Source organism: Nonomuraea sp. NPDC001684, from assembly GCF_053596515.1.
Map to the genome: position 1 here is coordinate 1 of NZ_JBSFGJ010000685.1, position 3,318 is coordinate 3,318.

The following is a 3,318-nucleotide window of genomic DNA, read 5'->3' on the forward strand; positions in this document are numbered from 1 at the left end:
GGAGTAGACGTCGGTCCAGGTGGCGCCGTCCGGCGAGGTCTGGATCTTGTACGACTTGCCGTAGGCCGCCTCCCAGCTCAGCTTCACCCTGGAGACGTTGTACGTGTCGCCGAGGTCGACCCTGATCCATTCGGGGTCGTGGCCCTCGACGCTGGCCCAGCGGGTGGAGGCGTTGCCGTCCACCGCCTTGGCCGCCTCGAAGCCGCTGCCCTCGACCGAGGAGGCTGTGACCGGTTTGCCGCCTGACAGCAGCGTGTCGGCGCTGGAACCGGCCGCGGCGGTGGCCGGCGGCGCCAGGGGCGCGGCCGCCATCAGGGCCGCGACCAGGGCCGTGACGAGCAGCGACGACCGCCGGGGTCGCCGCTCAGTACGTCTGATCATGCGTTGATCCTTCGGATAGGGGGTGCCATGGGGCCATCCGCAGGTGGACCGTGATCGGTGAGCGGGCGTTAGGAAACTTTCCTAACGCTCATAGCGGACGGTAAACAAGAACACCCTCATCCGCAACCCTTCCCCTCAAACCAACCCCGCCGTTCACCTCCCCGACACGAACACACCACCAAAAACCAGACAAACCCACACCCGGACGGGACCTGCCTTCAGGAGCCGCGGGGGACGGCGGAGACGGGCCGCGCCCGCCAGGTGGCGATCTCGGGGTGGCCGAGCCCTTCCGTCGGCCCCTCGGCGAGACCCTGCCGGGTCAGCCCGCCTCCGGACATCGCCCCCGCCGCTCCGATGCACGCCTGCGTCGACCTCCACACCCGAACGGCCGGCGCCCCGGCCGCACAAGAGGCGGCAGGCGGGCCGGTACGACTCCCGACCCGGCCGCACAAAAGGCGGCAGGCGGGCCGGTACGGCTCGCGCCCCGGCCGCACAGGGAGCGGCGGAAGGGCCGGTACGGTTCGCGCGGCGGCCGTGACCGGCGGGACACGGCGGGCGCCGCCCGGACGGCGTATGCGTCCGGGCGGCGGGTGGCGGGCGGCGGGTGGCGGGCGGCGGGTGGCGGGCGGCGGGTGGCGGGCGGCGGGCGGCGTCAGAGACGTTCGAGGAGCTTGCGGAGCTGGGCCACCTCGGCCTGCTGTGCGCTCTCGATGGCCTTGGCCAGCTCCTTGGCCTGCGGGTTCACCCCGCTCGCCTGCTCGGTACGGGCCATCTCGATCGCTCCCTCGTGATGGGCGATCATCTGCTCGGCGAAGAGCCGGTCGAAGGCGGCCCCCTTGGCCCCGTCGAGCTTCTTCATGTCCTCGGCGGACATGATCCCGGGCATGTCATGCCCCATGCCCCCGGACGGGACGGGCTTGCCCCACTCGGTCAGCCAGCCCTTCATGGTCTGGATCTCCGGATCCTGGGCAGCCTTGATGTCGGCCGCGAGCTTCTTGATCTCGGGGTCCTTCGCCCGCTGCGGGGCGAGCTCGGCCATCTCGACCGCCTGCTGGTGGTGCGGGATCATCATCTGGGCGAACATGACGTCCGCGTCGTTGAACGACTGCTGCGACGGCTGCGCACCGGCGCTCTCGGTGGCGCTCGCGGTCGTGGCCTCGGGCGCGGCAGTGGAGGCGGTGTCGTTCGCGCCGCACGCGGCGAGCAGGACGAGCGCGCCTGCGGCGGCGGCGAGGCCGATCTTACGGTTGACGGACATGCTGATGTGCTCTCTCGTTCGCTGGAACTGCGGGTAGGCCGATGCGCGCGGATCGCCGTCGAGGGCGTCCGGGCGAAGGACCGGCCTATATGCGCAGGATCGAGAGACGAGCCAGCCGCAGGGACGTCGGTCGCGGCGGCGGCCGTGCGACGGGCCGGAAGGCCGGGCCAGGACCGGCGCCGCCGACGGCCCGCCGCCGCACCCCGACCCACAGGGCCAGCAGCACCACGACGAGCAGCGAGGTCAGGACGGCCAGGCACACCCCGGCCGGATCGAGACCCGGCATCTCATGGCCGGGCGCGAGCCCCGCCAGTGCGGCGACGGGGGCGACGGGGAGCTCGTGAGCGACCGCCAGGCCGTGCCGGGCGTTCGCCATGTCGTGCCGGGCGTTCACATGGCCGAGCGTGTGCATCCCGCACACGCCGAGGGCGAGGACGACGAGCAGGAGTGCACGCGCACCCCGCCGCAGGATCCCCACCGGCCCTCCCCCGTCGCTCCGGCTCTTACGAACGTGCAGGATACGGGAGCCGCCCACCTCCAGCAACCTGAACCCGGTACGGGTACCGGAGACCTGGGCGGACCGGGACCGCCGTTCCCCGAGTGCCGGCGGCGGGCAGCGTCAGCGTGTCAGAAGAACTGGCCGAGGCGGAACGGACGCACCACGAGCGGGACCTCGGACCGGCTGATGACCTTGACCTTCCTGAAGCCGGTCAGCCAGTCGGCCGTCACCTTGACGCATTTCAGGCGCACCTCGTGCTCCCCCGGCGGCGCGTACCGGGAGATGACGACGCCCTTCTTGCCGAACCCCATCCCGCCCAGCCCGATCCCCACCTCGCGGAACATCCGCCACGACCCCTTGACGGGGAACGCCGTGGACCCGACGACGGCGTGGTTGGCCTGGCTGGGGCAGTGGATGAGCAGCCGGATGGCGTCGTTCTGGTGCGGCGCCGCCGGCGAGACGCGGAAGGACGTGAGCTTCTGCCAGGACGTGTCCCCGTCCGGCCCGGTGGCCGCCGCGGCGCTGGCGGCGGGTCCCGCGGCGACGACCGCGACGGCGACCGCTGCCGCCCATGTGATCGACCGCATCGTTCCCCTCACACTGAGTGACCAGATGCTTCCCATTCTGGCCACTTCGCCCCAGCGAGGAAGGACGCCACGCCGCGCAGGCCGACGACGTGATCCCGATGGCGTACAAAGGAGGCGTGAACCGGCCGGAGGCACGCCTGATCGCCACGTTCGTCGTGATGGGGCTCGCGTTGAGCGGGACGTTCACCGCCCTGCTGCTGGAGGGGGCCGGAGACCGCGCCGCCCCTCCCCCGACGCCGCCCCTCCCCCCACGCCGCCGCTCCCGGCGACGGCGACGGCCGGGCCCTCCCCCACCTACCTCGGCTCCATGCCCGCGCTGTCGGGCATGGAGCTGGACGCGGCGAACGGGCGGCTCGCCGCGCTGGGGGTCACCGCGCGGGTACAGCGGGTCAACCCCGACGGCGCTCCCGAGACGGGCGAATGGGTGGTGATCGCCCAGGCCCCGTTCCCCGGCGCACTGCTCACGATCACCATGCCCGTGTTCCTGATCGTCGAGCCGCGCGGGTGAGGCCCGGCGCCCGCGCCCCCCGAACCGACGGCCCGGGGGGGCGGGGCGCGGTCAGGAGCCCTGGTGCAGGCGGGCGATGCCGCGT

Annotated in this window: 5 protein-coding genes; 1 reads left to right on the forward strand and 4 read right to left on the reverse strand. The window is 72.8% G+C overall.

Features of this window, described 5'->3' with window-relative positions:
- From ACWCSD_RS50020 to ACWCSD_RS50035, 4 genes are all read right to left on the reverse strand, one after another.
- A partial coding sequence (locus ACWCSD_RS50020; RefSeq protein ID WP_449926484.1) for a discoidin domain-containing protein occupies window positions 1-381 on the reverse strand: 381 nt, incomplete at its 3' end.
- A gap of 652 nt (window positions 382-1,033) precedes the next feature.
- Entirely contained in the window at window positions 1,034-1,639 is a 606-nt protein-coding gene (locus ACWCSD_RS50025) for a DUF305 domain-containing protein (RefSeq protein ID WP_449926487.1), read from the reverse strand.
- An 85-nt stretch (window positions 1,640-1,724) separates the two neighbouring features.
- Window positions 1,725-2,117: a hypothetical protein gene (locus ACWCSD_RS50030; protein WP_397157836.1), complete on the reverse strand. Its 393-nt coding sequence runs from the start codon at window positions 2,115-2,117 to the stop codon at window positions 1,725-1,727.
- Between the two features lie 149 nt (window positions 2,118-2,266).
- On the reverse strand, window positions 2,267-2,725 hold the full coding sequence (locus ACWCSD_RS50035) for a hypothetical protein (protein WP_397157838.1): 459 nt from the start codon (window positions 2,723-2,725) through the stop codon (window positions 2,267-2,269).
- A 307-nt stretch (window positions 2,726-3,032) separates the two neighbouring features.
- Between ACWCSD_RS50035 and ACWCSD_RS50040 the strand changes: the two genes are divergently transcribed.
- Window positions 3,033-3,233, forward strand: a complete 201-nt coding sequence (locus tag ACWCSD_RS50040) for a PASTA domain-containing protein (RefSeq protein ID WP_449926490.1) — start codon at window positions 3,033-3,035, stop codon at window positions 3,231-3,233.
- Window positions 3,234-3,318 lie beyond the last annotated feature (85 nt).